Genomic DNA, 23361 nt, shown 5'->3' on the forward strand with positions numbered 1-23361 from the left:
CGTCACGCGCTCAACATAGGACAGCAAGGGGGGAGCAGGGGTGAATGCGCCCGCTCAGCGCAGGGCGGGCAGGGCGTCTTCCTCCGGCTGGGGCACGGCGGGCGGGGTGACCGGGAGGCCCGCCTCCTCCCCCGCCCAGGCCATGAACGCCGCGAGGCCCCGGCGGAACATGGGCGGGCGCTTCTCGCGCTTGCCGAGTTTGCGAACCTTGCCATTCGGCCCCGGCGGCGGCGCGGGCAGTTCCGGCACGAGCGCCCAGTTCACGTTCATGGGCTGAAAGCCCTGGGGGTTCGCCGAAGCGAGGTAGCGGGTCAGGCCGCCCAGCATGGACTCGGCGGGCGGCGTGAGGGGCGCGAGGCCCAGGGCGAGCCGCGCCGCGTTCGTGCCCGCCAGCCACCCGGTCGCGGCGGATTCGAGGTAGCCCTCGGTGCCCGCGAGCACGCCCGCGACGAACTTCTGCCGGTCGGCGCGGAGCTGCAGGGTCGAGTCCAGCACCTCCGGGGCGTTGAGGTAGGTGTTGCGGTGCATCACCCCGTAGCGAACAATCTCGGCGTTCTCCAGACCCGGAATGAGCTGGACCACCGCCTTCTGGTCGCCCCACTTCAGGCCGGTCTGGAAGCCCACCAGCGACCACATCCGGCCCTCCCGGTCCTCCTGCCGCAGTTGGGCGACCGCATAGGGCCAGCGCCCGGTGCGGGGGTCGTCGAGGCCCTTGGGCGACATGGGGCCGAAGCGCGGCGTGTCCACCCCCCGGCGGGCGATTTCCTCGATGGGCATGCAGCCCTCGAAGAACTCCAGCCCCTCCCAATCGTGGGGGGTATGGGCGCGGGCCTGCTCCAGCGCCGCAAAAAAGCGCAGGTACTCTTCTTTCGTGAAGGGGCAGTTGAGGTAATCCGCGCTCTGGCCGTAGCGTCCGGCCCGCCAAGCCACGTCGAGGTTGATGCTCTCATAGGCAATCACGGGCGCAGCGGCGTCATAGAAGCTGAGTCTCTCGCTGCCGGTCAGACGCATCAGGTCAGCGGCGAGGGCGTCCGAGGTCAGCGGCCCAGTCGCGATGACGGCGATGCCCTCCGGCACGGCCCCCACCTCGCCGGGCACGACCTCGATGAGGGGATGCTCGCGCACGGCCCCGGTCACGCGGGCGCTGAACTCGTCGCGGTCGACGGCGAGGGCATTGCCCGCCGGAACGCGGCTCGCGTCGGCGGCGGTCACGATGGCCCCGCCCACCGAGCGCAGCTCGGCTTGCAAGAGGCCCTTGGCCTGCATCTCCCCCTCGCCGCCCAGCGACGTGGAGCAGACGAGTTCGGCGAAGTTGCCGGTGCGGTGCGCGGGGGTCATCTTGACCGGGCGCATTTCAAAGAGGCGCACCCGCACGCCGAGCCGGGCCGCCGCGAGCGCCGCCTCGGACCCCGCGAGGCCCGCGCCGACAACGGTGATGGTGGGGGAAGAAGCGGTCATCGGGGGGCAGTGTAGGGGACGGGGGGAAGGGGGAAAGTGGGGAGAACGGCCCCCGCTTCAGCGCTCTGGCGTGCCCCCCAGCGCCGCCTTGACCCGCGAAAGGGCCTCGTAGAGCAGGGTCCGCAGCGCCGCGAGACGGTCGTGGGGGGAGGGCAGCGTCAGGTCGAACTCGACCTCCCCGGCGGGCACACTGACCGCCTCCACCCCACCCGCCGCAACGAGCCGGGTGGCCCGGCGGGAATGGCTCGGCGAGGTCACGACGAGGACCCGCCGCCACCCCCGCTCGCGGGCGAGGTCGCGGATGCGGGCGGCCTCGTCGCGGGTGGTGGTCACCCGGCGCAGGGTGAGGACCTCCGGGCCACCCTGCGGGTAGAGGGCGCGAATCTGGGCACGCTGGAGGTCACTCAGGCGCGGGCAGCTCGCCGGGCCGAGGAGGTCCGATTGCTCGGAGACGGTGAGCTGGGGGGCGTACCCCGCCCGCCACAGCTCCAGCCCCCGCACCAGGCGCGCGAGGCTGTGGGGGTCCAGGGTGCCCGTGCCGCACTGCACCCCCGACCCCAGCACCACGATGGCGTCGGCGCGGACGGGGGGCTGCGAGAGCGTGAGCGCCGCGAGGGGAGCGCGGAGCACCGGGGTCAGCAGACACGCGGCAAAGACGGCGGCCAGCACCCCCGCTCCCCCCCGCAACACCCGCCGTGACGGGGCAAAAGCGCCCGCCACCCCGCCCCCCAGCAAGAGCAGCAGCAGCAGCGGGACCGTCCCCCGAAGCTCGCCCAGGTAGGCGGCAAGGACCGCCAGGGCCGCGCCGATGGCCGCCCCCTCCAGCACCCCCCGCCCACGCTCGGCCCGCAGCGGAGAAAAGACGTCACCCGGCATGGGGAGAAGCTAGCAGTTCCCACCTGCTAGCTTCTCCCCATGTCCCGTAGGTCCCCCCTCCTGGTCGTGATCGCATTGGCCGCTGCCCTGCTCGTGGCGCTCGCGCTGGCCTTGACCTCGCGCTCCGGCACCCCCGCCGAGGGCAGCCCGGAAGTGCGCTTCGTGCGCGAGATGACCCAGCACCACGCGCAGGCGGTGGACATGGCGACCCGGCTGCGCGAGCGCACCCAGGACCGCACCCTGCGCTCGCTGACTCTTGACATCCTGCTCTCGCAGCAAGAACAGATTGGCCAGATGCGCGGCTGGCTGACCCTTTGGGGTCTTCCGTGGGGCGGCCAGGGCATGAGCGCCGAGCACGCCCGCAGGATGGGGATGGCAACCCCACAGGAGCTGAACGCGTTGGACACCCTGCCCCTGCGCGACGCTGAGGCCCACTTTCTGCGGCTGATGATTCGCCACCACCAGGGCGCCCTGAGCATGGTCGAGCCTGCCCTCGGCAGCGGGATTCGCCCGGAGGTCCGCACCCTCGCCCGGCAGATTCAGGCCACCCAGGGTGGCGAGATTCGCCTGATGGAAGACCTGCTGCGCCGGCGCGGGGAGGACCTGCCGCCCCCACCTGAAGCGGCGGGGGGCGGGGCACACGAGGGACACTGAGGGTCAAATCAGGCGCGGGAAAGCTCCTCGGTGCCCGCCCGTCTCGTCTTGGCCTGCTGCCTATTCGTCGTCCCAGTCCAGCTCCAACATCCGTCCCTCGCGGCGTTCCTTGCGGCGGGCCTGCTTGCCGGGCTTCTTCTTCGGGCGGGGGGGCAGTTGCAGCTCGTAGGTGCGAGTGGGGTCGCAGGGGGCTGTCTGCTCGCCCAGGCGCTCGCCGGGGTCGGCGGTGCGGAGGTTGCCCGCCGGGTGCAGGTGCCGCCCCGCACAGTAGGGGCACTCGCCCACCACCCAGAACATCAGCCGGGTACCGGGCAGGTCCCGCAGCGTCACGTAGGCGGGCCGGGGGCCGTGGCGGTCGCGTTTGCCCATAGGGGAAAAGGCTAGTGGAGGCGGGAGCGGGGGATTGTGGGGCAGGGTGGTCAGCCGCCAGCCGTCAGCTCTAAGAGGATGCGCCTCCTTGCTGAAAGCTGGCGGCTGACCGCTGGTAGCTGGCGGCTCCCTACGCCTCCCCCTCCGTGTCGTCGCGCAGGTACGTCACCACCGAGCGGCAGTGGGTCAGGCCCGCGTGGGCGTAGAGGGCGCGGGCGGGGCGGGCGTGGTCGTGGGCACGGGCGCGGAGGGTCCGCAGTTCGGGATGGGCGGCGGCTTCGGCGGCGGCCAGCGCCAGCAGCACCCGGCCTAGGCGCTGGCCGCGCTCGGCGGGATGAACGGCGAGGTAGGTCAGGTCGGCCCGCGCCTCGGCAGCGTTCAGCTCCAGCTCGGCAAAGCCCACGGGCTGCCCCTGGCGGGTCAGGGCCACGAGACGCACGTCATCGCGGGCGAAATGGGCCTGCAACTCGGCGTCGGTCCAGTCGAGGCGCTCGGCCCAGGCGTCCTCGGCGGCGCGGTACAGGGCGCGGTAGGCGGCGGGCGCGAGGTGGTCGGTCACCGCGTAGCCCTCCGGCACGCGGGCGTGGCGAGCGAGGTCCGCCACCCGCGCCGCGTAGAAGTCGGTGGTGTGCATGGGCGTAAAGCCGCAGGTCTCCAGCGCCTCCCGCGCCGCGAGATTGTCGCGGGCGGCAAAGGCATAGACGGGCAGCCCCTCGGCCCGCTCAAGCGCCCGCGCCACCAGCCCAGGCAAGTCGCCCTCTCCCAGCGGCCCCTCCAGCACCAGCCCGTCACGGAAAGGCGCCAGGCCACAGTAGGCCTGCACCGCCCCGTCGAGGCCTTCGGCCACCAGGCACACCCGGTCCTCGCACTCGCTGCGCAGCTCGTGCTCGTCGCGGGCGTCGGGAGCGAAGACCTCGCGCTCCGGCGCGTCGTCCATCCAGCTCAGCAGGGCCAGCACGTCGGGGGCATCGGTCGCTTGCAGGGGGCGAATCATGGCTAGACCTCCGGGAGGGCAGGGGGGGCGCAGACCTTGAGCTTAGAAATCAGCCTAGAAAGGGGCGGTGCTCACGTCTGCCCGCCCCCTCACCCCGCGCCCCAGCCCCCACGTGCTATCCTGCGGCTATGCCCTGAAGCAGGGTACGACGCCTTCTTCCCCCACCAACACGCACGACGTGTGGACGGGGAGTTTTTCTTTTTGGGGGCGGCGTGGCCCGGTCACCCCCCCCACTCCGGAAGGCCGACGGGAGGTTATCACCATGACCAAATCCCCCGACCCCAAACCGCGCCCCCAGCCGGGCGGCACCGACCTGCTCTCCTTGCGGGCGCAGCTTGCCCGTGCGGAAAAGGCCGCCCGCCGCGCCCAGGTGCCGCCCCCCGCCCGGCCTGAGAACCTGCGCTTCAAGCCGCTGAAGCCCCAGCGCGAGGCCGAACTCGCCGGGGTGGACACCTCCGAGCACAGCCTCGCCCGCGCCCATGCCCGGCTGCGCGAGGCCGTGTACGACGGCAAGTATCACCTCTGCCCCCATGCCATCGGGCACGCCCGCGCCGAGGGCTTTTTGGAGCACGACATCATTCAGGTGCTCGTGGCCGGGCGGGTGCGGGCCGTCTACCCAGAGGAGCGCCGCTGGCTGGTGGGCGGCTATTTCGAGGCCTGCGGGGTGGCGCTGCCGCTGCATGTGGTCGTCGAGCACGCGCGGGACGGCTTTCTCGACGTGGTGACGGCCTTTGTGCCCAAGCACCCGCACCACATCCTCTCCCGCGCCCGCCTCGCCGTGATGCTGCGCTACGACGACGAGCGGATTCGCACCCGCACGGCCACGCCGGGCAACAAGCCGGGGTACCGCAGCAAGGGGAAGTGGAAGAAGGGGGCCTAGGGTCACTCCAAGCGGGGGCGAGCGACCGGGAGGGGTCCCGTCACCGCTCGTCCTCTTTCCGTCTTACCAAGACCGATGGTGCGGACAGTTTCATAACTCCTCGTGGATTTCCCGCGCTGGGACGGCACCCACATCCACCCCCCCTTTGCTGCGCAACTCTGCGAGTCCCCAGCCTCTGCAAGCAGCTCCTACGAGTCCCTCACAAGGGGGAAGGGGGTTTTTACTTCCCAGACACAACTTGTACGGCACACCATTGCAGGAAGATGCAAAAGTGTCCGCACCATTGACCCTGGGGTCAGCAGCGCACATCCTGACCGAAATACTTCTCGCTGAGCTGGGCGTACGTGCCGTCTTGCATCAGTGCCTTAAGTGCTCCGTTGACCGCCAGGCGCAGGTCGCTGTTTCCCTTAGCGAGGGCGATGCCGACTTGCTCTTGCCAAAGGGTTGCCCCCATGACGAGATTGGCCTTGGAGTAAGTCTTGAGCGCACCCAGCGCCGCGAAACGGTCGGTCACGACAGCGTCAACTTTGGCGGTGGCCACCGCCTGAAGGGCTGCCTGGGAACTAGGGTACACTTGCACGTTCTTCGCAAAGGGAAGTTTGCGCAGGAAGCCAAAGTAGGTGCTGCCCGCCTCGGCCCCCAGGGTTTTGCCCGCGAGCGCTTTGCTGGTCAGCGGTCCGCCCCGGCGGGTCAGAATGACACCACCTGTGCAGTAGTGGGGGATGCTGAAATCCACCGTCTGGAGCCGCGTACTTGTAATCGCGTGCGAGGCGATGACCACATCAATCTCGCCCGGACGAGCCGCGAGGTCGCGCAGCAGGCCGTCGAACGGCCGGATAACCCATTCGGCCCGGAGGCCCAACTTGCGAGCGACCGCTTCGCCGAGTTCTACCTCGAACCCGGTGGGCTTGCCGCCCTGCAAAAAATTGAACGGCTCGAAATCGGCACTCGTCGCCAATTTCAGGACGCCGCTGGTTTTGACTGCGGCCAGAGACCGGGCCTGAGCAACAGGCAACAAGGCAGCCAGCAGGGCTGCGGCGATCAGTGCAGGGCGTGGGCGCATGCAGACCTCCAGGAACAGTGAACAGAAGTGTGGAGTGAGTGTGCACTGGTCGTCATCACCGCCTTGTCACAGCGTGCGCCGGAGGATAAGCGCGGCCCCACACCCGCCCCTTCTCCCCTGCTACCCTCTCCCCGTGACCACCCCCCTTGGCCTCTCGGACACCATCGCCGCCATCGCCACTGCCCCCGGTCACGCGGGGGTGGGCATCGTGCGGGTGAGTGGCCCCGGTGCGCTGGGGGTGGCCGATGGCCTCTTCCGGGGGCGGGGGCGGCCCAGCCGCACGCGGGGCGGGCGCTTTCTGTACGGCGAGTTCGTGGGGAAAGGGGGCGAGCGGCTGGACGACGGGCTGTGCTTGGTGTTCCGGAAGCCGCACTCGTACACGGGCGAGGACGTGGCCGAGTTTCAGACACACGGCAGCCCGGCGGTGCTCGCGGCGCTGCTGGCGCGGGCGCTCGCGCTGGGGGCGCGTCCCGCCCGTCCCGGCGAGTTCACCCTGCGGGCCTACCTCGCCGGGCGGCTCGACCTCGCGCAGGCTGAGGCGGTGCTGGCCCTTGTGAATGCGGGCACCGATACGGCGCGGCGGCAGGCGGCGCTGGGGCTGTCGGGGGCGCTGGGCGAGCGGGTAGAGCGCATTGCGGCGGCCCTGACCCGCACCCTGGCCGCCATTCAGGCGCTGCTGGACTATCCCGAAGAGGGCGTGCCGGAAGAAGACCGGGACGCGCCCCTCGCCGGGGCCGAGGCCGACCTCGCCGCCCTGGTCGCCACCGCCCGCGCCGGACAGGTCGCCACGCGGGGGGCGCGGCTCGCCCTGGTGGGGCGGCCCAACGCGGGCAAGAGCAGCCTGCTCAACGCCCTGCTGGGCTACGAACGCTCCATCGTGACCCCCATGCCCGGCACCACCCGCGACTATCTGGAGGCGCACCTCTCGCTGGCCGGAGTCCCCGTCACCCTGGTGGACACGGCGGGCATCCGCGAGACGGCGGACGAGGTCGAGGCGGCGGGGGTGCGCCAGGCCCTCAGCCTCGCGCAGGGGGCCGACCTCGTGCTCGCGCTGGAGGACGGCTCCCGGCCCCGCGAGGCGCTGCCCGTGGACCTCCCGCCGGGGGCGCGGGTCATCCGCGTACGGACGAAGGCCGACCTCCCCGCCGCCTGGGAGGACGCCGGGGCGCTCGCGGTCAGTGCCGTGACGGGCGTGGGCTTGCCAGAGCTGCGGGAGGCCATCCAGACCGCCCTCCTCGGCGACGCGGCGCGGGGCGAGGCGTGGCTCACCACCGAGCGCCAGGCCGACGCCGCCCGCCGGGCACTTGAGCACGTCCAGGCCGCCCGCACCCTCCCCGACGACCTCGCCGGGTACGAGTTGGAGGAAGCGCTGCGGGCACTCGCCGACCTCACAGGTCGCGACGTGTCGGAGGACGTGGTGGACGCGGTGTTTCGCAACTTCTGCGTGGGGAAGTAGCGGCCAGCTTCCAGCCGCCAGCAAAAACCCCCCTCTCTGGGGGGAAAGGGGCGCTCCAAAGCAGCGGGGTGAGGGGCCTTTTAGCCCTCCGACGTATCTTCCGAGGTCTCGTCGCCGGGAATCGTGCTCGCGGGGTCGCTGGCAATCATGCTGCCCGCCGAGGCGACGTCCTGCTTGTCGAGGCCGCGCTCCTGGTACTCGTCGGCGAGTTTGGCTTCGGCGCGGGCGTCCTGGAGGGCGTCGCGGTGCTCGTCGGTGCGGCCCATGAACTGGAGGTCCACGTTGGTGATTTCACCCTCGGTCTGGGGCACGTCGTTGGTGTGGTCACGGTCCGTCATGACCCCACGCTAGCAGGGCACGCCGGGGGCGCGGGCTGAGGCTCCCTTTAACGATTAACGATAGGTTCGGGTTCAGGCCCCCAGCCGCAGCACGCTCTGGTTGCCGCGCAGCACAAACACCAGCACGCCCACCTCCGCCAGGATTCCGGCGCGGCGCTCCAGCTCGCGCACGGTATCGGGGGCACCGACCCACTGGCGGCGGGGGTTCTCGCCGGGTTCGAGGTAGAAGCCCTCCGGAATGGCGACGATGGCCACCCGGCTGGCGCTGGCCCGCGCCCGCATGGCCTCCTCGACGAGGGTGGGGGGGGCTTTTTGGGTGAGGACCATCAGGTTGCCCCCGGCGCGGATGGGCGGGATGACGAGGGGCGTGCCCACCACGCGGGGGTCTTGCGGCTCCAGCCGGGCGAGCACCCGCAGGGCGGCCCGCAGCGCCTCCGGGGTGCGCCCGCTGGGAGTCGCGCCCGCCGGGGTCGCCACGCTGACGGGGAGGTCGAGGGCGAGGGCCTCCTGAATCAGGCTGCTCGCCAGCCGCACAGCGCTGTTCACGAAGACGTCGGTGCCGGAGGTGTCCACAAAGACGGTCAGGCTGCTCGCGGCGGTGCGCTCCAGCTCGCGGACCGTCAGTGCGCCGCTGCGGGCCGAGAGCCGCCAGTGCACCCGCCCCGGCGGGTCGCCGGAGACGTAGGGCCGCGCTCCGCGCAGGCTGATGGGGTCCTCCAAGCCCAGCGTGCGCGAGAGTTGGCCCTCGCTGAGAAGAGGCCGCAGCAGGTCGGGGAGCACCAGCCCGTGCGTGCCGGGGTACACCTCGATGGTGGCGGGCACGTTCAGCGGCACCGAGCGCCAGAAGAGGCCCAACGGGTCGGCCCAGCGCAGGGTGCCGCCTGCCCAGGCGTACTCGCCCCGGCGGTTGAGCAGCAGCGAGCCGTCGAGTTCGGTCACGGTGTGGCCCAGCGTCAGCCCGCCCGCCGTAAGCACCTCGCTGGAGACCACCGAGAGGGGGGTGGGGTCCTCCACGATGACCCGCAGGGGCCGCCGGGTGTCTATCTCGATGCGGACCCGGTAAGGCACGCGGGTGCCCTCGAAGCCCTGCCCCGGCACCTCGCGGCTGAGGCGCACCGCAGGCGGCTTGCGCCCCAGGAACCATGCCAGCGCCACGCCGAGGAGCAGCGCGGCGAGAACCAGCCCCAGCGCCGCGAGGTTCAGAGCGCCCCCGCTGCCTGGGCCGGGTCAGCCGGGACGGGTTCGGCCCGCAGGATGTCCCCGACCACGCTCTCCGGGGGCGTGCCCGCCAGCCGCGCCTCGATGCGCAGGCTGAGGCGGTGCGCGAGGACCGCTGGGGCCGCCGCCTTGATGTCATCGGGAACCACAAAGGCCCGCCCGTCGAGCGCCGCGAGCGCCTGAGCCACCCCTTGCAGGGCGAGGCTGGCGCGGGGGCCGCCCCCCAGCGCGACCTGGGGGTGGTTGCGGGTCCGGGCCGTCAGGGCCGCCGCATAGCGCCGCAGCTCGTCCGAAACACGCACGGCCTTCACCGCCGCCCGCGCCGCGAGGAGGTCTTGCGGCCCGGCGACCGGCCCCAGCGTGTCGATGGGGTGCGCCCCCTGGAGGCGGCCCAGCATCTGCACCTCTTCGTCGAGCGAGGGGTAACCCACCGACAGCTTGAGGAGGAAGCGGTCGAGTTGCGCTTCGGGGAGGCGGTAGGTGCCCTCGTGCTCGGCCGGGTTCTGGGTGGCGATGACGACAAAGGGCTGCGGCAGGCGGTGGGTCACGCCCGACTCGGTGACCTGCCCTTCCCCCATCGCTTCGAGCAGCGCCGACTGGGTCTTGGGGGTGGCGCGGTTGATTTCGTCGGCGAGCAGCAGCCCGGTGAAAATCGGGCCGGGCACGAACTCGAATGCCCCGGTCGCCGGGCGGTACACGCTGACCCCGGTCACGTCGCTGGGCAGCAGGTCGGGCGTGAACTGCACCCGCCGGAAGGTCAGGCCCAGACTGGCGGCGAGGGCACGGGCCAGCATCGTCTTGCCGGTGCCGGGGGCGTCTTCGAGGAGGATGTGCCCCCCGGTCAGGATTCCGGCGAGGGTCAGGCGGGTGACCCCCTCCTTGCCCACCAGGACGCGGGCCACGTTGTCTCCCACGGCGCGGGCAAAGCGCTCTACGGCGGCGAGGTCGGCGGGCGGGGTGGGCGTCTCTGCGTGGGTCATGGAGTCTCCTGGGGGGATGAGTCGGGGGTGTCGGGGAGGGTCGGCGGGCGGTACTCGGCGCTGAGGGCGGCGATGTCACGGGCGGCTTCCTCAGCGCGGTCGGCGTCCTCGTCGGTCACCCGGCCCCCGTAGCGCACCGGGGCATAGGCGGCCACCAGCGTGCCCAGCGGGGCGGCGAGGTCGGGAAGGTTCAGGCTGGCCCGCGCCGCGTGTTCGGCGGGCGTCTCGGCGGGGCCGCGCCCCAGCCCGCAGCGCTCCAGCGCCGCCTGCGCCGAGCGGTAGGCCAGCCGCACTCGGTGCAGGGCCTCGGCGTGGGGGGCGGAGACGGCCTCGGCGGTGGGGAGCGCGACCGGGAGGTCGTCCCCTACCGGGCGGCGCAGCCTCCAGGCGAAGATGAGGATGACGGCGGTCAGCAGCAGCGAGGCCAGAAACGCGAGGCGGTTAAACCAGCTCGCGAAGGCCAACGCCCACCACGGTGAGGCCTCTTCTAGAGTGCCTCCCTCCGCGCCTCCCACCCCCCCCTCTCCCGCCGGGGCTGGGGCCGTGCTCGGCCCGCCCGAACCGCCCGCGCTCAGGCCGTAGAACAGCAGCAGGGCCCCCAGCAGGAGCATCCCGGCGACCGCCGCGACCTCCCACCAGTGAAAGCGGCGCGGCCCATCCACAACCCGTTTGGGCAGCCGCCACAGCAGGAAGACCACCGACATCAGCAGCAGCATGCCGCCCAGCAGCACCAGGTCAGCTCCCGGAAGCTGCACGCCCGCCGCCGTCGCCTCCGGAGAGAGGGGGGCGGGGGCGCGGCCCGTGGCCCCCTCGCCCTCGCCGGACGGGAACTCGCTCTGCCGCTGCGGGGCCGCGTCCGGCTGCGACGCCGCCGCGCCGGGAGCGGCCCGCACCGTTTCCGTCTGCCGGGCAGGCCCCAGCGCCAGCGTGCCCAGCGCGAGCGCCCCGGCGAGCACGCCGCCGACCAGCGCGGCATTCCACACGGCGCGGCCCGACCCCGTCAGGCGGCGGGCGGGGCGTTCCTCGCGCCCGGTAGACCCCAGGGCGCACAGCAACAGGGCCAGCAGCCCCAGTCCCAGCCCCGCTGGGAGGCCGAACACCGGACTGGGAGCGAGGCCCAGCACTCCCGGCAGCAGCAGCAGCGCGAGCCACGCGACCCCGGCGGGTCGGCCCACCTCCAGCAGGTTGAGGCCGATGTGGATGACCGCTGCCGCCCCCACCACCGGCAGGAAGAGGGCGGCAAACGACAGAATCGCCGCGAGCGCATTCTCGCCCCCCAACTGGACTTCGGCCAGCAGGGGCAGCACGGTGACTCCCGCCGCCGCCAGCAGCAGCGGCACCCGCACGACCTCGGCGGCCTGGTCGCGGCGAATCAGCAGCAGCACCCCGAAAAAGGCCAGCACCCCCCACCACGGCAGCCAGGAGGCGGCCACGAAGGGTGCGGCGAGCAGCAGCCAGGAGCGGTCAGCACGCAGGGGCCGCCGTTCGGGAGGAGCAGGCAGGGTCGTCATGTGAGGAGCCTCAGCCTAGCGCGGAACCCGCCGCGCCGGGTGCAGACGTGGGGCGGGCAAGCCGGGCCAGCGTGCGGGCGGCCCCCTCGGCCCGCTCCGCGCCCTCCTCGGACGAGGAGAGGCCGTAACGGACGGGCGTATAGGCGGCGAGCAGGTCGCTCAGCGCCCCGGCCAGGTCGGGCCGCGCCGCCGACACCCGCGCCGCGTGCTCGGCGGGCGTCTCGTCCGGGGCGCGGCCCAGGCCCGCCCGCGTCAGCGCGGCCAGCGCCGAGCGGTAGGTCCGCCGGACCCGGTGCAGGGCGGTGGCGTCTTCCAGGGTGGGGGCAAGCAGAGGGGCCGGGGCATCCTCCTCCGGGCGGGCCGGGCGGTTCAGCCGCCACCCCGCCCAGGCGAGCAGGACGGCGGCCAGCAGCAGCAGCACGAAGGCCACGTCGTTGAAGCGGTTGAGCCAGCCCTGGCCCTGGGTGGGAAGGACGCTGCTGTTCCCGCCCCCAGTCAGGAGGCCCTTCTCGCCCTCCACGCCCAGCTTGGCGTAGCCCCCGGACGGCTCCAGCGACCGGGGGTCCCCGGAGAGGCTGCCCAGCACCAGCAGGCCCCCCGCGAGCAGCACCCCCGCCAGCGCCGCGACCTCCCACCACGCGGGGCGGCCCCCTCCCTTGCGGCGCTCCCGCGAGCGCCACAGCAGCCACGCGAACGCCAGCAGCACCAGCAGCCCGCCCACAAAGGCCCGGTTGTTGTCAAACTGGCTCGGCGCGGGCGGGGCGTAGCCGTGGGTGGGGTTCTCACCCAGGCCCTGCGGATAGCGGCGCTCGCCATTCGAACCGAGAGGGCGATTCAGGGCGTACACGTCCCCCCACTGCCCGCCAATCAGGGCACGCACTGCGCTCAGGCCGCCCCGGCGTTCCGCCTCCGTGCCCCCCGGTACCCCCGGCAGCGGCAGGCTCAGCGCCGCGAGCAGCACCCCGGCCCCCGCCCCGGCCACCAGCAGCCAGCGCCGCGCCGCACCGCCCCTGCCCAGGGGCCGCAGCGCCCGGTCTTCGGGTCCCGGTGCTCCCGCCAGCGCCAGCAGCCACCCGAACGCACCGAGGCCCAGCCCCAGGGCGAGCGGCAGGCCACCCCCCAACCCCGCTCCCAGCAGCAGGAGCAGTCCCAGCAGGGCGGCTCCCAGCGGGCGGCGACCCGACTCCAGGGCCCACAGGCCGCTGGACAGGAGCACTGCCCCCAGCAGCAGCGGCAGCGCGGCGCGGGCCGCCGCCACACTTTCGGGGAGGGTGGACGCCGCGAGCAGGCCGGGCACGCCCCCCAGCCCCGCCAGCAGGAGGAGCAGCGGCAGCCGCGCCCCCGCCGCCGGACGCCCCGCCCGCGTGAAGGCCAGCACGCCCGCCGCGCCCACCCCCCACCACAGCGGCCACCACGCCAGCCCCACCAGGGGCGCGGCGAGCAGCAGCCACGAGCGGGCGCGGGAGGACGCGGGGGCAGGCGGGCGGGCAGACTTGGCAGTCAGGGTCATGGGGGCCTCCGGGGACGCAGACGGAAGGATGGGTCTGCCTCAGGGTACGCGAGGCACCCCGCGGACGTTGCGGCGGAGGGGAGGGCGGCGGTCCTTCCGGTATGCTGCCTGCTGAGCAGCCCCGGCCTGGGGCCACACCTGGGAGGAGCATGACGCAAGCTGATACGGACGCGGTTTCCGCCTACGAGCGGGCAGGCGTGAACATCGACGCGGGGCACCGCACGGTCGCCCTGATGAAAGAAGCGGTCGCCCGCACCCATACCCCCCACGTGCTGGGCGGGCTGGGGGGCTTCGGGGGCCTTTTTCGGGCCGCTTTCGGGGAGATGGCTGACCCCATCTTGGTCGCGTCCACCGATGGGGTGGGCACCAAGACGCGGGTGGCCGTTCGCACCGGGCGGGTGGAGGGCCTGGGGGCCGACATCGTTCACCACTGCGTGAATGACATCCTGGTGCAGGGCGCGCAGCCCCTCTTTTTCCTCGATTACGTGGCGACCTCGCGCCTGATTCCGGAACAGGTCGCGGCGGTCGTAACGGGGGCGGCGCGGGCATGCGAGGCCCTCGGCGTGGCCCTGTTGGGCGGCGAAACCGCCGAGATGCCCGGCGTCTACGTGGAGGGCGAACTCGACCTGGTGGGCACCATCGTGGGGGTCGTGGACCGTTCCCGCCTCATTGACGGGTCGCGCATCGGGGCGGGCGATACGGTCATCGCCCTCCCCAGCAGCGGGCTACACACCAACGGCTACAGCCTCGCCCGGATGGCCCTGGACGAGCTGGACTGGCGGGAAGCGCGGGAAGACCTGGGCGGCGAGCGGCTCGAAGACCTGCTCACCGTGCCCCACCGGGCCTACCTCGGAGCGTTTGACGCGCTCACCAGAGCGGGGGTGGACGTGCGCGGCATGGCCCACATCACCGGGGGCGGGCTGGTGGACAATCCGCCGCGGGTGTTTCCACCGGGGCTGGGGATGTGGGTGGACACCGGGTCTTGGAGGGTGCCGCCCCTCTTCGAACTCATCGTGCGCCGGGCCGGGATGGCGCGCGCGGAGGCGTTCCGGGCGCTCAACATGGGCGTGGGCTTCCTCTTTATCGTGCCCGCCGCCGAGCGGGAAGCGGCCCTCACGGCCCTGCGGGAGGCGGGTGAGTCGCCCTGGGTGATAGGCGAGATGGTGCCCGGCGCGGGCGTCACGCTGAGCGGGCTGGCGGGGCCGGACGGAGCCGAACCCCGATGAGGTACCGTGCTCCCACCGGGTTTCGGCTGCCCGACCGCCGCACCGCGACCGAGTTTTGGGTGGTCCGGCACGGCGAGAGCACCTGGAACGCGGACGGGCGCTATCAGGGCCAGACCGACGTGCCCCTCAGTCACGTCGGTATCCTGCAAGCGGCGGCGCTGGCCGAGCGCCTCACCGGGCAGCATTTTGACGCGGTCTACACCAGCGACCTCGCCCGCGCCTCACAGACGGCGGAGGTGGTCGCCGAGCGCCTGGCGGGGCCGCCTGCGGTGCAGGCCGAACCGGGGCTACGCGAGATTGACGTGGGCGAACTCGGTGGGCTGGTCGTGACCGACATCGAGCGGCGGCACCCGCAGTACCTGCGCGACCTGCAAGCCGACCCCTGGGGCACCCGGCGGCCCGGCGGCGAGAGCATGGCCGACCTCTTCGCCCGCTGCGGCGAAACCTTCGAGCGGCTGCGGGTGCGGCACGCGGGGGGGCGGGTCCTTGTCTTTACCCACGGCGGCGTCGTGCGGGTGGCGGTGGGGCTGGCGTTGGGGGGCGTGCCGAGCCACGCCTGGGCACGCCTGAGCGTGACGAATACTTCCATTACCCGCGTCCTGCTGGGCGAGGAAGGCGGCACCCTGCTGGGCTTTAATGACGACGCGCACCTCGAAGACCTCATCCAAGCGACCGAGGCCGACGACGTGCTCGGACAAGCCCCGTAGGGGCCGAGCTGGGAGCGCTAGCCTAGGGGCCACATGCACCAGCCTCCTTGCCCCAGCGTCTGGCCTCCCACGGGGGTGACCCCTTGACCCCTCCTGCTGCGTCCTCTCCCTCCGACCTGGTAGCCCGCTTTCGCGCCGGGGACCCCCGCGCCTTGGCCCGCGCCATCACGCTGGCCGAAAGCGGCCAAGACAGCGCCCGTCCCCTGCTGCGAGCGGCCCGCGAGCGCGGGAACCGTGCCGTCGTCTTGGGCGTGACGGGCAGCCCCGGCAGCGGCAAAAGCACCCTGACAGACGCCCTGATTGCCGCGCTGCGGGCGCGGGGACAGCGGGTCGCGGTCCTCGCGGTGGACCCCAGCAGCCCCTACTCTGGCGGCGCGATTTTGGGCGACCGCATCCGCATGCTGCGGCACCACGGTGACCCTGGCGTGTTCGTGCGGTCGCTTGCCAGCCGTGGGGCGCTGGGCGGTCTCTCGCCGCGCACCCTGCCCGTGCTCGCGCTGCTGGAGGGGTCGGGCTTTGACTGGGTGATTTTGGAGACGGTGGGGGTCGGTCAATCGGAGGTGGACGTGGCGGCGGTTTGCGACCATACCCTCCTGGTGCTCACCCCGGCGGGCGGCGACGGCGTACAGGCGTTCAAGGCCGGCATCATGGAGATTGCGGACGTGATTGCCGTCAACAAGGCCGACCTGCCGGGGGCTGACCGCACCGTGCGCGAGCTGCTCGCCGCGCAGGGCCTCGCCCCCCACGATGCCTCGACCTGGCTGGCCCCGGTGCGCCGCACGGTCGCCGCTCAGGGCGAGGGGGCAGACGCCGTGCTGGAGGCGGTCTTGGCCCACCGCGCCTGGCTGGGCGAGGAGGGGCTGCACGCTCGCCGCGCAGCGCGGGCCGAGTTTGAGGTGCGGACGCTGGTGCAGGAACGGGTGCTGAAGCGGGCGCGGGAGGTCGGCGGCGACCTCTATGCGCGGGTGGCGCGGGGCGAACTCGATGCGGACGCGGCGGCGGACGCGCTGCTGTCGGGCCAAGCTCCCCCCATGAGCGAACAGGTCACGTTGGAGGCCGAGTTCCTGCGCCGGGCGTTGGGACAACAAGGCGGCGCGGAACATGTGTCCGTAACGCCGGGGGCGCTGCCGCCGGACCTCCCGGTCACGCTGCCCGACCTGCCGGGGATGCGGATGCTGGGTGGGGTGCGCTCGGTGGAGCCGGGGTGGACCTTCGTTTATCCCGGCGGTACACAGTCGGCGGCCCCCCTTCGCCTCCGGTGGCGGGTTTTTGTGGATGTGCCCACGCCTCAGCCAGAGGTGATGGACGCGCTGGTGCGGCAGTTCGCGGAGCAGGGCTGGCAGGAGACGCACTCGTTCCCATCCGTGTTCGTCGAGGCAAACCCGTCTCTGTGGGAGGGCCTCCACCCCGAACTTCTCCGCACGCTGGTCGTCCAATCGCGCCAGCAGGAGGGGGCCACGCAAGTCAACCTGACGCTCACCGACGCTGAGCCAGAATACGTGGAGCACCTGCGGGGCGAACGGGGGCGGCCTCATCTCTCCGACTCCTTCGAGGCCCCGCTGCCTACCCTGACTTTGCCCAACGGCTGGCGTGGGGAAATGGTTTCCGGGCAGGGAGGCGCTCTGCGGTCCGTCAAGGCCGCGCTGTTGCCCCCTCCCGACGTGGCCCCCGACCCAGCGACCCTGCTCGCCCACTTTCTCCCGCAGCTGGAGCGCCAGGGCTGGCGGCTGCTCCACCGCGAGGACACCCCTGGGGCGCTGTCGGTTCACCGAACCCCCCTGGGCGTGGGCACCCTAACGCTCCGGCTGGAAGACCAGAACGTCTCGGCTCTGATTGTCCACGCCACCGCCGAGCAGGGCCGGGGAAGCAGCCGGTTCACGGTGGGCATCCCGTAAGCTGACCGCCATGCGTGCCCGCACCCTGGCCCCCTGGCTCTTCGGCTTCCTCGTGGTGCAGCGCCTGCTGGAGTTGCGCCTGGCCCGCGCCAACGAGCGCTGGGCGCGGGAGCGGGGCGCGGTCGAGCATGGCCGCGAGCATTATCCCCTCTTTTTCCTGCTGCACCCCGCTTGGATGCTGGGCTTGCTGTGGGAGGGCCGCCGCGCCCGGAGCGGGGTCAACCCGGCGGCGCTGGGGCTGTTCGTGCTGGCTCAACCGCTGCGCTCCTGGGTTATCCGGACACTGGGCCGTTATTGGAATACCCGCATCCTGATTGTGCCGGGGGGAGAGCGGGTGACCGGGGGACCGTTCCGGTACGTGCGGCATCCCAACTATGCGGTCGTGGCGCTGGAAATCGCCGCCGGGCCGCTGGCGGTGGGGGCGTGGCGCACGGCGCTGGCGGGCACCCTGCTCAATGCTGCTCTCTTGCTGCTGGTGCGCCTCCCCGCCGAGGAGCGGGCGCTGCGGGCCTACCAGGACACCCCTCCCCAGGGGTGAGGTCCCCGCCGCACCGCCTTCAGGACGCTCGGCGCAACCGGGGCGGCAACCGCTGCTCGAACTTCAGGCCCGCCGGGGTGTCCGCGAGGGCCACGGCGCTCAGGACCCGAACCCCTTGCAGCTCCAGCCGAGTGCGGCCCCGCGCATTCGTGCGCTCGACGGCGACGGCGACCGCCCGCACCCGCAGGTTGGCCGCTTCGGCGCGCAGCAGCGCCTCCAACTCGGCCAGCCCGTCGGTCAGGTGCTGGGTAACCAGCACGGCGTCCCCCAGTACGGGGCCGCCCGCCCGCTCTGGAAGGCGGCCAGCTGGCCCCAGCTCCAGCACGCTCAGGCCCCGCAAGCGCCCCAACGCCTGCGCGAGCGTCTCGGCACCGGGCAGTGCCAGCGCCGCCTCCAGTTCGGGCAGGTCGCGGGCAAACACTTCGGCCACCTCGGTCCAAGCACGCGGGGACAGGGCCGCGAGCTGGCGGACCAGTCCTTCCTCCGACGGCAGGGCCGCAGCCACGGCGGAACGCAGGGCGAGGGTCATGGGTCAGAGTAATCTGTGAAGCATCCCACAGACCGTGCAAGCCGCCGCACTCTGCCCCCCGTGGCCTTGAGCGTCCCTTGAGCGTTGGCGGGGACTGTCCGGCTGCGCCCACCCCCGGCGTGCGGGACGGCCCCGCGTAGGCGTAGCGTGTCGCCCATGCAGGCCGCTCCCGCCCGAATCGCCACCCGTCACGCCACCGCCGTCGCCGTGGCGGTCACGGCGGGCCACTTCATCAACGATGCGTATGGGGCGATGCTCACGCCCCTTACCCCCGCCATTCAGGGCAAGTTCGGGGTGTCCATCGCTGCTGTCACGCTGCTCTCCAGCGTCTACAGCCTGACGTCCAGCGTGCTCCAGCCCCTGCTGGGCATCCTGGGCGAGCGCGTCGACCGCCGTTTTGCCGCCGCGCTGGGGCCACTGCTCACCGGCCTAGGCTTGACCGTGATGGGATTCGTGCCCTGGTTCGGGGCGCTGGTGCTGCTCGTGGCGGTTGCGGGCTTTGGCAGCGGCTTTTTCCATCCGGCGGGGGCCGCCTATGTCGCCCTGAACAGTCCGCCGCAAAAGCGGGGGCTGTGGGCCAGCCTGTTTAGCGCCGGGGGCACGGCAGGGATGGCGCTGGGGCCGGTCTTTGCGGGCGTGGGGCTGGATAATCTCCCTTGGTTCGCCCTCATCGGGGCCGTCATCGCGGCGGTCACCTTTGCAGTCACGCCCTCTGGCCGAACGGAAGGCCGCCGCGTCCGCCTCAGCGAGTATGTAGGCATCTTCCGGGGGCCACTCGTCAGTCTCTGGGCGATGGCCGTGCTGCGGTCGCTCGCCAGCATGGGCTACAACGCGATGCTGCCCTTCATCCTGCTGGGCCGGGGCTTCGGGGCGCGGGAAGTCGGGGTCACGCTGGCCGTCTATGCCGTCGCCAGCGCGGTCGGCGGCATCGTGGGGGGGCGGGCCAGCGACCGCTACGGGCGGGTCCCGGTGCTGCGGGCGGCCATTCTCACCAGCCTTCCGTTTTTCGTGTGGCTGATTCTGTCGAGTCCGGCCAACCCGTGGTTTTATCCCCTCACCTTCCTGGTGGGGGCCGCCGTCAACGCCAGCGTTCCCGTTGGCGTGGTCGCCGCGCAGGAGTACGCACCGGGGCATGTGGCAGTCGCGAGCAGCATCATGATGGGGTTCTCGTGGGGCTTCGCGGGCCTGCTGATTTTCCTGGTGGGGGCGCTCGCCGACGTGACCACCCCCACCACGGCGGCGCTGGCCAGCCTGACCCTCCTGCTGCCCAGCGCCTGGCTCGCCTACCGCCTGCCAGAGCCGGGGCGAACGGCATTTGGACGCTGAGGGAGAAACCGGCCAAGGGTCCCCCCTGCCCCCGCTGGCGGCTGGTCGCTGGCCGCTATCCTTCTGCTCTCCCCTCCCCCATCGCCTCCAGCGTCGCTTCTGGGTGGGCGTCCGGCACCGCCGGAGTCAGTCGGCTTTCAATCGCGCGGGCGTGGGCTTCTAGCCCCTCGGCGCGGGCGAGGCGGGCGGCGGGGGGGCCGATGCGGCGCAGGGCCTCCTCGTTCAGGCCCACCACCGAGATGATGGTCTGAAAGTCGCGCACATTGACCGGACTCAGGAAGCGGGCGGTGCCCCCGGTCGGCATCACGTGGCTGGGTCCGGCCACGTAGTCGCCCAGGGCCTCCATGCTCGCCTCGCCCACGAAGACGCCCCCGGCGCGGCGCACCCTGCCGAGGAGGCTCGCGGGGTCGCGGGTCAGCAAGCAGAGGTGCTCAGGCGCGTAGAGGTTGGACAGCTCCAGCGCCTCCTCCAAATCGGCGGCGAGCACCACCTTCAGCCGCTCCAGCACGCTGTCTCGCGCCCAACTGCGGTTGGGTTCAGGCAGGGCTTCGAGCTGGGCCGCGAGCTGGGTTTGCACCTCCACGAGCAGTTCGCGGCTGGTGGACACCAAGACAGGTTCGGCCCCCAGGTGCTCGGCCTGCGCGAGGAGGTCGGCGGCCACAAAGCGGGGGTCGGCGCTGTCGTCGGCGACGACGAGCGTTTCGGTTGGCCCCGGCAGACTCTCGATGCCCACCGCCCCGAAGACCTGCCGTTTGGCAAGCACCACGAAGAGGTTGCCCGGCCCCGCAATCTTGTCCACCGCAGGTACGCTGGCGGTGCCGTAGGCAAGCGCCCCAATCGCCTGCGCCCCGCCCACCCGGAAGACCCGCGTGAGACCGAGTTCGCGGGCCGCGACCAGAATCGCCGGGTGCACCGAGCCACCTTTCCCCGGCGGCGTCGCCACCACCATCTCCGGCACGCCCGCGACCTGCGCGGGCACCGCCGTGTGAATCAAGGTGGAAATCAGCGGCGCGAGACCGCCGGGCACGTACACGCCGACCCGCGAGAGCGGGCGCACGAGCTGGCCCAGGGTCCCGTCTGGCCCCTCTTGCAGAAAGCCGTGCGCGGGCTGCTCCGCGTAAAAGGCCCGCACGCGCCGAATGGCGAGCCGCACCGCCTCATGCAGTTCGGGGTCGATGTGAGCGGCTTCCAGCTCGGCCCCAGAGACTTCCAGCGCCTCCGGGCGGTGACCGTCGAGCCGCTCGGTCCAGTCGCGCAGGGCCTCATCCCCCCGCGCCCGCACGTCCGACAGGATGCGCGAGACGACCTCTTCGGGGGTCAGCGGTTCGCCAAAGGTCTGCTCGATGCGGGCCAGCACACTCGGTGGCACGGGCATCTCGGAGAAGGTTCGGGTCAGGGCCGCGCGGGCGGCGTCGCCTTGAAGGACTTGCATGGGGGCCTCCTGGGGAGTGGTCAGTAGGGAAAGAGGGGAGCGGCGCTTACCCGGCGCGGCGGCGACGGCGGTCGGGGGAAGGCTTGCGGGGAGGGTCAGCGAGGGCTTCGAGGGGGCCAAAGTCAGTGGGCTGCACGAGGCGCAGCAGGCGGTGGGGGGGTGCCGTTTCCACAAAGACGTAGGCCCCACCGGGCCGCAACAGGTAGGCGCGGGCCGGGGTTTCGCCAACCGCCGTGTCGGCCAAGCGCTGCACGAGGACGTGTCCGCCCGCCATCTGCACGGTGGCCCGCTCGGTGCCCTCCAGCCCGCGCAGCCACACCAGCAGCGAGACGGGGTCGTGGTGCTCGGTGGTCAACGGCTTGCTCGCCTCGTCGCGGCCCTGCCGCAGGGTGACCAACCCGCTGCGGTGGTCAAAGGTCGTCTCGAAGCTGGCCCGCCCCCCCCGCCCGTCGCCCTCGGTATAGTGCTGGCTGGTCAGCAGCCGGGGATGCATGCGGCTGTGCTGCACCCGCCGCAGTTCGGGCAGCACTCCGCCAAAGTCGGTCTGCACCCGCGCGACGAGCGCCCTGCGCTCTGGGTGCAGGGTCCATTCCTGCGTTCCCGCAAAGCGCCCCCCCAGCAGCAAGGTGAGGCCGAACTGCTCTGGGCCGGGGCGAAAAGCGGAGGTCACCTCCTGCGGTGTCAGTCCATCAAAGGCGTCCAGAAGCTCTCACCCGGCCCCTCCCACGGCACCCCCAGCGCGTGGGCGACGGTGGCCCCGACGTCCGCGAAGGTGGCCCGTTCGCCCAGGTCGACGGCGCCTCGCAGGCCGGGATGCCAACCCAGCAGCAGCCCGTACTCGCGGGTGTGGTCGGTGCCGTGCCAGGTGGGGTCGTTGCCGTGGTCGGAGACGAGGAGGAGTGCCCCATCTTCCGGCACGGCGGTCAGCAGCTCCGGCAGCGCGGCGTCAAACTCTGCGAGGGCCGCGCTGTACCCGGCGGGGTCGCGGCGGTGGCCAAACTTGGCGTCAAAGTCCACCAGGTTGGTGAAAATCAGGCCGTGCCCACCCCGGCGCATCCGCGCCAGGGTCTTTTGAATGCCGTCCGCATTGCTGCCCGTGTGAATCTCCTCGGTAAAGCCCTGATGCGCGTAGATGTCGGGAATCTTGCCGATGCCCACCACGTCGCGCCCGGCCTCTTTCAGCGCGTCCAGCACCGTGCGCGGCGGCACAAGCGAGTAATCCTTGCGGTGCTCGTTCGCCCGCTCGAAGGGGTGCTCGCCCCGGAAGGGCCGGGCAATCACCCGCGCGACCGCGTACTCGCCCTGCAAGAGTTCGCGGGCCGCCGCGCACCACTGATACAGCGTTTCCAGGGGCACCACGTCCTCATGCGCGGCAATCTGAAACACGCTGTCGGCGCTGGTGTACACGATGGGCTTGCCCGTGCGGAGGTGTTCTTCGCCGTAGTCCCGAATCACGTCGGTGCCGCTGTAGGGCTTGTTGCACAGGTGTCCGCGTCCGGTCGCCGCGTCAAAGCGCTCCATCACCGCGGGGGGAAAGCCCTCCGGAAAGACCTGAAAGGCGTGCTGAAGCTGCACCCCCATGAACTCCCAGTGTCCGGTTGAGGTGTCCTTGCCGGGGCTGACCTCGCGCATCCGCCCGTAAGCTCCCGTCACCTCCCCCACCGGGACCGTCTCCGGCGAGGTCTGCACGGTGGGGATGCGGGATAAGCCCAGCCGCGCGAGATGGGGCAGATAAACGGGGGCCGCCGCGAGCGTGTGGTTGAGGGTATGGGCACCCGCGTCCCCAAAGGCGGCGGCGTCGGGCAACTCGCCCACGCCGACCGAATCCAGAACGATGAGGGTCAGAAGCATATGGGGGTAGTGTACGGCGGGGCGGGCGAGGGCCGTCCTCGGTCCACTTTGACACTGCCCTTTTACACTGCGGCCATACCCCTGACCTTTCGTCCGGCTCTGCCAGAAGAAGCCGAGCGGCTCAGTCACTTGGCGTTTGCCGCCAAAGCCCATTGGGGCTACAGCGCCGAGTTGATGGACGCGTGCCGCGAAGACCTCACCCTATCCGAGAACTGTGTTCGGGAGGGCCTCACCACCGTGGGCAAACCAGATGGACGTATCGTCGGCTTTTACCGCTTGGCCAACCCACCGGAAGGGCCATCCCTCAACGACCTCTTTGTCTCGCCGGAGAGCATCGGCGCAGGCGTCGGCCAAGCGCTCTGGCAGCACGCGGCGGGGCTGGCCCGGAGCTTGGGTTGGCCTTTTGTGCTGCTCGACAGCGACCCGCACGCCGAGGGTTTCTCCCGCAAGATGGGGGCCAGCAAGGGGGGTGAAGTTCCCTCGGCAGTCTTTCCTGGCCGCAGGCTGCCCCGCATGCGGTTTGACCTGACCTGACAGCCACCTGCTCCTT

At 71.9% G+C, this 23361-nt stretch carries 22 protein-coding genes and 1 pseudogene; 9 read left to right on the plus strand and 14 right to left on the minus strand.

Annotation, left to right across the window (positions count from 1 at the left end):
• Window positions 1-54: 54 nt before the first annotated feature.
• Together trmFO and H565_RS0101090 are read right to left on the minus strand one after the other, a co-directional pair.
• Window positions 55-1458: a methylenetetrahydrofolate--tRNA-(uracil(54)-C(5))-methyltransferase (FADH(2)-oxidizing) TrmFO gene (gene trmFO / locus H565_RS0101085; RefSeq protein ID WP_027459410.1), complete on the minus strand. Its 1404-nt coding sequence runs from the start codon at window positions 1456-1458 to the stop codon at window positions 55-57.
• A gap of 57 nt (window positions 1459-1515) precedes the next feature.
• Entirely contained in the window at window positions 1516-2334 is an 819-nt protein-coding gene (locus H565_RS0101090; RefSeq protein ID WP_084542845.1) for a YdcF family protein, read from the minus strand.
• 39 nt (window positions 2335-2373) lie between these two features.
• Here H565_RS0101090 and H565_RS13900 point away from each other — a divergent pair, with 39 nt between their 5' ends.
• Window positions 2374-2988 carry a DUF305 domain-containing protein gene (locus H565_RS13900; RefSeq protein ID WP_034407879.1) on the plus strand — a complete coding sequence of 205 codons (615 nt, stop codon included), beginning with the start codon at window positions 2374-2376 and terminating at the stop codon, window positions 2986-2988.
• A gap of 60 nt (window positions 2989-3048) precedes the next feature.
• Here H565_RS13900 and H565_RS0101100 read toward each other — a convergent pair whose 3' ends face one another.
• Window positions 3049-3357, minus strand: coding sequence for a hypothetical protein (locus H565_RS0101100; protein ID WP_027459412.1), 309 nt, complete (start codon window positions 3355-3357; stop codon window positions 3049-3051).
• 130 nt (window positions 3358-3487) lie between these two features.
• On the minus strand, window positions 3488-4351 hold the full coding sequence (locus H565_RS0101105) for a GNAT family N-acetyltransferase (protein ID WP_027459413.1): 864 nt from the start codon (window positions 4349-4351) through the stop codon (window positions 3488-3490).
• 262 nt (window positions 4352-4613) lie between these two features.
• On the opposite strand from H565_RS0101105, the gene H565_RS0101110 reads away from it, so the two are divergent.
• Complete coding sequence (locus H565_RS0101110) at window positions 4614-5231, plus strand: DUF4258 domain-containing protein (RefSeq protein ID WP_051363344.1); 618 nt, start codon at window positions 4614-4616, stop codon at window positions 5229-5231.
• A 295-nt stretch (window positions 5232-5526) separates the two neighbouring features.
• On the opposite strand, the gene H565_RS0101115 is transcribed toward H565_RS0101110, so the two are convergent.
• Window positions 5527-6294, minus strand: a complete 768-nt coding sequence (locus H565_RS0101115) for an ABC transporter substrate-binding protein (protein ID WP_027459415.1) — start codon at window positions 6292-6294, stop codon at window positions 5527-5529.
• 133 nt (window positions 6295-6427) lie between these two features.
• Here H565_RS0101115 and mnmE point away from each other — a divergent pair, with 133 nt between their 5' ends.
• On the plus strand, window positions 6428-7750 hold the full coding sequence (gene mnmE, locus H565_RS0101120) for a tRNA uridine-5-carboxymethylaminomethyl(34) synthesis GTPase MnmE (RefSeq protein WP_027459416.1): 1323 nt from the start codon (window positions 6428-6430) through the stop codon (window positions 7748-7750).
• A gap of 80 nt (window positions 7751-7830) precedes the next feature.
• Here mnmE and H565_RS0101125 read toward each other — a convergent pair whose 3' ends face one another.
• The 5 genes from H565_RS0101125 to H565_RS16665 all read right to left on the minus strand — a co-directional run bounded on the left by H565_RS0101125 (window position 7831) and on the right by H565_RS16665 (window position 13307).
• Window positions 7831-8088, minus strand: a complete 258-nt coding sequence (locus H565_RS0101125; RefSeq protein WP_027459417.1) for a hypothetical protein — start codon at window positions 8086-8088, stop codon at window positions 7831-7833.
• 72 nt (window positions 8089-8160) lie between these two features.
• Window positions 8161-9243, minus strand: a complete 1083-nt coding sequence (locus H565_RS0101130; protein ID WP_245576140.1) for a DUF58 domain-containing protein — start codon at window positions 9241-9243, stop codon at window positions 8161-8163.
• 44 nt (window positions 9244-9287) lie between these two features.
• The gene (locus H565_RS0101135) at window positions 9288-10286 is read right to left on the minus strand and encodes an AAA family ATPase (protein WP_027459419.1); all 999 of its coding nucleotides are present in this window, start codon (window positions 10284-10286) and stop codon (window positions 9288-9290) included.
• Window positions 10283-11797 carry a DUF4129 domain-containing protein gene (locus H565_RS0101140; protein ID WP_027459420.1) on the minus strand — a complete coding sequence of 505 codons (1515 nt, stop codon included), beginning with the start codon at window positions 11795-11797 and terminating at the stop codon, window positions 10283-10285. The genes H565_RS0101135 and H565_RS0101140 overlap by 4 nt, the downstream gene beginning before the upstream one ends.
• 10 nt (window positions 11798-11807) lie before the next feature.
• Window positions 11808-13307, minus strand: coding sequence for a DUF4129 domain-containing protein (locus tag H565_RS16665; protein WP_027459421.1), 1500 nt, complete (start codon window positions 13305-13307; stop codon window positions 11808-11810).
• A 149-nt stretch (window positions 13308-13456) separates the two neighbouring features.
• Here H565_RS16665 and purM point away from each other — a divergent pair, with 149 nt between their 5' ends.
• The 4 genes and pseudogenes from purM (at window position 13457) to H565_RS0101165 (ending at window position 17673) form a co-directional block, all read left to right on the plus strand.
• Entirely contained in the window at window positions 13457-14533 is a 1077-nt protein-coding gene (gene purM / locus H565_RS13905; protein WP_034407882.1) for a phosphoribosylformylglycinamidine cyclo-ligase, read from the plus strand.
• Window positions 14530-15240, plus strand: coding sequence for a histidine phosphatase family protein (locus H565_RS0101155; protein WP_027459422.1), 711 nt, complete (start codon window positions 14530-14532; stop codon window positions 15238-15240). Before purM ends, H565_RS0101155 begins: the two co-directional genes overlap by 4 nt.
• A 116-nt stretch (window positions 15241-15356) precedes the next feature.
• Window positions 15357-16259, plus strand: a pseudogene (meaB, locus tag H565_RS13910) (methylmalonyl Co-A mutase-associated GTPase MeaB); the annotation flags it as partial.
• An 886-nt stretch (window positions 16260-17145) separates the two neighbouring features.
• Window positions 17146-17673, plus strand: coding sequence for an isoprenylcysteine carboxyl methyltransferase family protein (locus H565_RS0101165; protein ID WP_027459423.1), 528 nt, complete (start codon window positions 17146-17148; stop codon window positions 17671-17673).
• 19 nt (window positions 17674-17692) lie between these two features.
• Here the strand turns inward: H565_RS0101165 and H565_RS0101170 are convergent, their stop codons facing one another.
• Window positions 17693-18202, minus strand: coding sequence for a hypothetical protein (locus H565_RS0101170; RefSeq protein ID WP_027459424.1), 510 nt, complete (start codon window positions 18200-18202; stop codon window positions 17693-17695).
• A gap of 156 nt (window positions 18203-18358) precedes the next feature.
• Here H565_RS0101170 and H565_RS0101175 point away from each other — a divergent pair, with 156 nt between their 5' ends.
• Window positions 18359-19528, plus strand: coding sequence for an MFS transporter (locus H565_RS0101175; RefSeq protein ID WP_027459425.1), 1170 nt, complete (start codon window positions 18359-18361; stop codon window positions 19526-19528).
• Window positions 19529-19583: 55 nt separating this feature from the next.
• Here the strand turns inward: H565_RS0101175 and hisD are convergent, their stop codons facing one another.
• Genes hisD through H565_RS0101190 form a run of 3 tightly spaced genes read right to left on the minus strand, consistent with a single transcriptional unit; the run spans window position 19584 to window position 22811 of the window.
• On the minus strand, window positions 19584-20960 hold the full coding sequence (hisD, locus tag H565_RS13915) for a histidinol dehydrogenase (RefSeq protein ID WP_034407885.1): 1377 nt from the start codon (window positions 20958-20960) through the stop codon (window positions 19584-19586).
• 46 nt (window positions 20961-21006) lie between these two features.
• Window positions 21007-21630: a hypothetical protein gene (locus H565_RS0101185; protein WP_027459426.1), complete on the minus strand. Its 624-nt coding sequence runs from the start codon at window positions 21628-21630 to the stop codon at window positions 21007-21009.
• Between the two features lie 11 nt (window positions 21631-21641).
• On the minus strand, window positions 21642-22811 hold the full coding sequence (locus tag H565_RS0101190; protein ID WP_027459427.1) for a phosphopentomutase: 1170 nt from the start codon (window positions 22809-22811) through the stop codon (window positions 21642-21644).
• On the opposite strand from H565_RS0101190, the gene H565_RS0101195 reads away from it, so the two are divergent.
• Window positions 22812-23345: a GNAT family N-acetyltransferase gene (locus tag H565_RS0101195; protein WP_084542847.1), complete on the plus strand. Its 534-nt coding sequence runs from the start codon at window positions 22812-22814 to the stop codon at window positions 23343-23345. It begins immediately after the preceding gene.
• Window positions 23346-23361 lie beyond the last annotated feature (16 nt).

Origin of the sequence: Deinococcus murrayi DSM 11303 (assembly GCF_000482805.1) — a bacterium.
Lineage (GTDB): Bacteria > Deinococcota > Deinococci > Deinococcales > Deinococcaceae > Deinococcus > Deinococcus murrayi.

Bases quoted from the DNA above. Each gene is read 5' to 3' on its own strand.
- H565_RS0101115 (WP_027459415.1), bottom strand. From the start codon at position 6,294: ATGCGCCCACGCCCTGCACTGATCGCCGCAGCCCTGCTGGCTGCCTTG.
- H565_RS0101140 (WP_027459420.1), bottom strand. From the start codon at position 11,797: ATGACGACCCTGCCTGCTCCTCCCGAACGGCGGCCCCTGCGTGCTGAC.
- H565_RS0101100 (WP_027459412.1), bottom strand. From the start codon at position 3,357: ATGGGCAAACGCGACCGCCACGGCCCCCGGCCCGCCTACGTGACGCTG.
- H565_RS0101165 (WP_027459423.1), top strand. From the start codon at position 17,146: ATGCGTGCCCGCACCCTGGCCCCCTGGCTCTTCGGCTTCCTCGTGGTG.
- H565_RS0101195 (WP_084542847.1), top strand. From the start codon at position 22,812: ATGGGGGTAGTGTACGGCGGGGCGGGCGAGGGCCGTCCTCGGTCCACT.
- trmFO (WP_027459410.1), bottom strand. From the start codon at position 1,458: ATGACCGCTTCTTCCCCCACCATCACCGTTGTCGGCGCGGGCCTCGCG.
- H565_RS16665 (WP_027459421.1), bottom strand. From the start codon at position 13,307: ATGACCCTGACTGCCAAGTCTGCCCGCCCGCCTGCCCCCGCGTCCTCC.
- H565_RS0101175 (WP_027459425.1), top strand. From the start codon at position 18,359: ATGCAGGCCGCTCCCGCCCGAATCGCCACCCGTCACGCCACCGCCGTC.
- H565_RS0101170 (WP_027459424.1), bottom strand. From the start codon at position 18,202: ATGACCCTCGCCCTGCGTTCCGCCGTGGCTGCGGCCCTGCCGTCGGAG.
- H565_RS0101155 (WP_027459422.1), top strand. From the start codon at position 14,530: ATGAGGTACCGTGCTCCCACCGGGTTTCGGCTGCCCGACCGCCGCACC.
- H565_RS0101090 (WP_084542845.1), bottom strand. From the start codon at position 2,334: ATGCCGGGTGACGTCTTTTCTCCGCTGCGGGCCGAGCGTGGGCGGGGG.
- H565_RS0101105 (WP_027459413.1), bottom strand. From the start codon at position 4,351: ATGATTCGCCCCCTGCAAGCGACCGATGCCCCCGACGTGCTGGCCCTG.
- H565_RS0101110 (WP_051363344.1), top strand. From the start codon at position 4,614: ATGACCAAATCCCCCGACCCCAAACCGCGCCCCCAGCCGGGCGGCACC.
- H565_RS0101125 (WP_027459417.1), bottom strand. From the start codon at position 8,088: ATGACGGACCGTGACCACACCAACGACGTGCCCCAGACCGAGGGTGAA.
- hisD (WP_034407885.1), bottom strand. From the start codon at position 20,960: ATGCAAGTCCTTCAAGGCGACGCCGCCCGCGCGGCCCTGACCCGAACC.
- H565_RS13900 (WP_034407879.1), top strand. From the start codon at position 2,374: ATGTCCCGTAGGTCCCCCCTCCTGGTCGTGATCGCATTGGCCGCTGCC.
- H565_RS0101190 (WP_027459427.1), bottom strand. From the start codon at position 22,811: ATGCTTCTGACCCTCATCGTTCTGGATTCGGTCGGCGTGGGCGAGTTG.
- purM (WP_034407882.1), top strand. From the start codon at position 13,457: ATGACGCAAGCTGATACGGACGCGGTTTCCGCCTACGAGCGGGCAGGC.
- H565_RS0101135 (WP_027459419.1), bottom strand. From the start codon at position 10,286: ATGACCCACGCAGAGACGCCCACCCCGCCCGCCGACCTCGCCGCCGTA.